Below are 5049 nucleotides of genomic sequence, written 5' to 3' on the forward strand. Positions count from 1 at the left end.
AAATGATATAAATTTTTCGACCATTCGAAACCAAGTTTTTTCAAAATTAAAAACAACACTTTGAAGTGATAATCTTGTTCGTTACCCACAGTGTAAACCATTCCGCCAACATCTGGAAAATCTTTCACACGTTGAATAGCAGTTCCAATATCTTGCGTCATATAAACCGCAGTTCCATCTGAGCGCAAAACGATTTTTCTATCTAAGCCTTCATCAGTTAAATCAATCCAAACGGAACCGTCTGGATCTTTTTCGAAAACACCTTTTTCTAGTCCAATTTGAACTACGTCTTTTCCTAATAAATAGGTGTTACTTTCGTAGTAATATTGATCAAAATCAACTCCTAAGTTTTTATACGTTGTAGAAAAACCGTCATAAACCCATTGGTTCATTTTTTTCCAAAGCGAAATCACTTCTTCATCACCTGCTTCCCATTTCAGCAACATTTCTTGTGCTTCAACAATAATCGGAGCCATTTTTTTAGCTTCGTCTTCGGTTTTTCCTTCCAACATTAATTGGGCGATTTCTTCTTTGTACGCTTTATCGAAAGCTACATAATAATTCCCAACTAATTTATCTCCTTTCAATCCTGTTGATTCTGGAGTTTCCCCATTTCCAAATTTTTGCCAAGCCAACATTGATTTGCAAATATGAATCCCTCTGTCGTTGATGATTTGGGTTTTATAAACTTTTTTACCCGAAGCTTTGATAATTTCAGCAACGGAATAGCCTAAAAGATTGTTTCGAACGTGACCTAAATGCAACGGTTTATTCGTATTTGGCGAAGAATATTCGACCATTATCGCTTTGTCTTCGGGACTTGGAGTTACAAAACCAAATTTTTCAAGATTTTTAATTTCATTGAAGAAATTCAAATAATATTCGTCTGAAATTACAATGTTCAAAAATCCAGAAACGACATTAAAACGAGTTACTTCTGAAACATTTTCGACCAAATAATTACCTATTTTATTTCCCAATTCAACAGGATTACTTTTGATAACTTTCAATAACGGAAAAATCACCATTGTGATATCACCTTCAAATTCTTTTCTAGTCGTTTGAAATTCAACTTTGTCAATGTCAATGTCAAATAAAGCCTGAACAGCTTTCTCAATTGAAGGTGTAAGAATTTGTGGTAATGTCATTTTGTTTATTTTTTAAGGTTGCAAAGATAGTTATTATGCCTCAATTTGAAAATTGGAAATCGAGATAATTTCCTCTTAAAAATGAGAAACTTACATTTATAAAAGTACAAATTATAAATTTTAATATTTTTTTATGTAACAATTTTTCGATTACAAAGTCTAGTTGTTATCAATTGTTAAAAAAATAATGAATTTCTAATAGAACAAAATATCACGTTTCTCCTATCGGATTTTCACTAACAACTTTAAATCATCAAATCAATTTTTAATCAAAAACAAAAACTTATGAATTTTAAACTAATTTTAATTTGCATTCTGGCCAGTATTTCATCCATACAGGCTCAAAATTCAGTCAACACACTAAATTTGAAAGCTCCAGGAACTATTCTTGGAAAAGTAATCGATAAGAAAAGTGGTGAGTCTCTTCCTTATGTAAATATTGTAGTAAAGGAAAATGCAAAAGTGGTTGATGGAGGAATTACTACTGACAAAGGCAATTTTGTGATAAAAAATCTGGAATTAAAAAATTACACAGTAGAAATTCAATTTATTGGATACAAAACCATTTCTAAAAATGTGAGCTTAACCAATAACCTAAACACTGTTGATTTAAAAACAATTTCATTGGAAGAAGATGCTACACAGCTTTCGGAAGTGGAAATTGTAAAAGAGCGCTCAACAATTGAGCAAAAAATTGACAGAAAAATCATAAATGTTGGTAAAGATTTGATTTCATCTGGTGCAACCGCTTCGGAAATAATGAATAATATTCCTTCAGTAAGCGTTGATCCTCAAACAAATGCTATTAGTTTGAGAGGAAATTCAAACGTTCGTGTTTTAATCGATGGAAAACCAAGTAACATTGATGCTTCGCAATTATTGCAACAAATTCCATCAAGTTCAATCAAGCAAATCGAGCTAATTACAAATCCTTCGGCAAAATACAATCCAGAAGGAATGAGCGGAATTATCAATATAGTGCTGAATAAAAACAGTAAAATTGGTTTCAACGGAAGTATTAATAATGGCGTTACATTTGGAAAAACGCCAAAATTAAATTCATCATTGGATATGAATTATCGAACAGGAAAGTTCAATATTTATGGAAATTATGGTTTGAATACAGGAAAACAATCCAATCACGGTTTTATAAACACTTTAGATATTGGAGAAGAAGATTCTCAGAAATTTAATTTTGTAGATAATAACACTTCACATCTAGCAAAAGTAGGTTTTGATTTTTATGCAAATGAAAAAAATACTATTTCATTTTACACAACACAAAATATATATAAAGGAAGTGGAAGTTCGGCTGTAAATATTGATTTTGTTGACGTTACGAAACAAGATATTGTACAATTATTTGACAACAAAAACGATAATTATTCACAAACCTATAATTTAGATTATAAAAAAGACTTCAAAAAAGAAGGACATAATTTAGAACTTGAAGTAAATTACAACAACAATAACGATAAAGAAAATTCTGTTTTCAGCACACCGTCAACAAACTACATTGTCAACAGTGGGAACAATACTTTGATTAACTTAGATTATACAAATCCTTTGTCTAAAACAGCAAAATTGGAATTAGGTTTAGAAAGCAGAATTGAAAACACACGGAATAATTTCCAAAAAGACAATTCTTATAATTCAGATTTCACTTATGACAGAAATATTTATTCGGCTTATGCCACTTTCTCCAAACAATGGGGAAAATGGAGTGCTCAAGCTGGAACTCGATTCGAAAAATACAATGCAAAAGCACTTTTCAAAAAAGTAAGTGAAAACGATGCCATTTTTGAAGACGATTTGTTTACACTTTATCCTTCGGGTTTTCTGAATTATTCGCCAAGTGAAAAAAATTCTTTTAATTTAAGTTTTTCAAGACGTGTTGATAGACCAAGCATCGGTCAAGTAAACCCAATTAGAGAATGGAGTACGCCACAAATTGATTCAGAAGGAAATCCCAATCTTTTTCCTCAATTCACTAATTCGTATGAATTGAATTATACTCGAAAAACAAAAATTGGCTCCATAACAACTGGCGTTTTCTACCGAAAAATATTTGACGAAATTTCTAGAACCTTATTCGAAAACCCAAATGATTCATCAAAATTAATTTTATCCTATGATAATATTGATGATAACAACGCTTATGGTTTTGAAATTTCAGGAAATTTACAATTCACAAAATGGTTTAGTTCCAACGTAAGTTTTGACACTTACAGCAAAAAAACAAAAGGAGTTGTTGCCAATGAATATGTAGAAGTCAATGTTAATTCATTCAATACTCGAATCAGCAATACTTTCAAAGCTTCAAAAAATTTACGTTTCCAATTATCGGGAATGTACCGAGGTCGTGATTTAGGATTGCAATTTTTAAGACAACCAATGTGGAAAATAGATTTAGGTTCAAGTCTTACTGTGTTAAAAGGCAGCGGAACAATTACGGCAAGATTCAGTGATGTTTTCAATACAATGCACTTTGCTTTTGAAGGAAGTAAACCAAAAAATCAGGTAGGGCAATTCAATTGGGAAAGTCAATCTGCTTATTTAGGATTCAATTACCGTTTTGGAGCTGGAAAAAATAAAGCCATTCAAAGAAAACAGAGAGATAACAACGAAACCCAAGGAAGTGGTGGACTTTTATAAATAATAGTTTTGTTTTAATTTGTTGAAAAGAAAAACCCGAAGTATGCCAACTTCGGGTTTTTTGATATTAAAAAAAATCTAGTTTACCATTTAATTATAACGCTTCCCCAAGTAAATCCGCTACCAAAAGCAGCCAAAACTACCGTGTCGCCTGATTTTATTTTGCCTTGTTCCCAAGCTTCTGTCAATGCAATGGGAATCGAAGCGGCGGTTGTGTTGCCATACTTTTGAATATTATTAAAGACTTGATCGTCTTCCAATCCAAATTTCTTCTGGATAAATTGAGAAATTCTCAAATTTGCCTGATGTGGAATTAGCATATCAATATCTGAAACTTGTAAATCATTAGCTTTCAAACCTTCGTTGATAACTTCGGCAAAACGAACCACGGCATTTTTAAATACAAATGTTCCATTCATATACGGAAAATAACTTTCATCATCTGGATCATTATCTGCAATAATATCCGTAATCCATCTTCCTCCCATTCCAGGTGCTTTCACGATAAGTTCTGCTGCGTGTTCTCCCTCAGAATGCAAATGGGTAGATAAAATCCCTTTAGTCAAATCTTCCTCTCTACTCAAAACAGCCGCACCAGCTCCGTCTCCAAAAATCACCGAAACTCCTCGTCCTCTGGTAGTCATATCTAATCCTGAAGATTGTACTTCGGAACCAATTACCAAAATGTTTTTATACATTCCAGTCTTAATATATTGATCCGCAACTGATAATGCATAAACAAAACCCGAGCATTGATTTCTAACGTCTAATGCACCAACGGTTTTCAAACCTAAATCACGTTGCACCAAAACTCCCGGTCCAGGAAAATAGTAATCAGGACTTAATGTGGCAAAAACAACAAAATCAATGTCTTCTTTAGTAATTCCAGAACGTTCTATCGCTATTTTTGCCGCTTTCACTCCCATTGTTGTGGTTGTGTCTTCACCACGAATGATATGCCTTCTTTCTTGAATTCCTGTTCGTTCCTGAATCCACTCGTCACTCGTGTCAATAATTTTTGACAAATCGTCGTTGGTTACAACATTGGATGGAACATAAAACCCTAATCCTGCTATTTTTGAATGGTACATTGTATTTGTTTTTTTTTATAAAATTCAGATTGTAAATTTAAAAATCAAGCACAATATAATAATAATTTTACTTTAATAAGTAATATGAATAAGGAAAATTCCAAACTAAGTTTAGCTTTCATTCAAAACCAAAAAAAATGTTTCAAAAGATTTCT

Annotated in this window: 3 protein-coding genes; 1 reads left to right on the forward strand and 2 read right to left on the reverse strand. The window is 32.2% G+C overall.

Annotated features, from left to right (window positions below):
* A partial coding sequence (gene argS / locus PHC28_RS15430) for an arginine--tRNA ligase (RefSeq protein WP_300102663.1) occupies window positions 1-1148 on the reverse strand: 1148 nt, incomplete at its 3' end.
* A gap of 285 nt (window positions 1149-1433) precedes the next feature.
* Here argS and PHC28_RS15435 point away from each other — a divergent pair.
* Window positions 1434-3803 carry a TonB-dependent receptor gene (locus PHC28_RS15435; RefSeq protein ID WP_300102666.1) on the forward strand — a complete coding sequence of 790 codons (2370 nt, stop codon included), beginning with the start codon at window positions 1434-1436 and terminating at the stop codon, window positions 3801-3803.
* Between the two features lie 83 nt (window positions 3804-3886).
* Here the strand turns inward: PHC28_RS15435 and PHC28_RS15440 are convergent, their stop codons facing one another.
* Window positions 3887-4894: a 3-oxoacyl-ACP synthase III family protein gene (locus tag PHC28_RS15440; protein ID WP_300102669.1), complete on the reverse strand. Its 1008-nt coding sequence runs from the start codon at window positions 4892-4894 to the stop codon at window positions 3887-3889.
* Window positions 4895-5049 lie beyond the last annotated feature (155 nt).

The sequence above is a fragment of the Flavobacterium sp. genome (genome assembly GCF_028712645.1).
Lineage (GTDB): Bacteria > Bacteroidota > Bacteroidia > Flavobacteriales > Flavobacteriaceae > Flavobacterium.

Excerpts from the sequence above, each read along its gene's own strand:
- PHC28_RS15440 (WP_300102669.1), bottom strand. The coding sequence starts at position 4,894 with ATGTACCATTCAAAAATAGCAGGATTAGGGTTTTATGTTCCATCCAAT.
- PHC28_RS15435 (WP_300102666.1), top strand. The coding sequence starts at position 1,434 with ATGAATTTTAAACTAATTTTAATTTGCATTCTGGCCAGTATTTCATCC.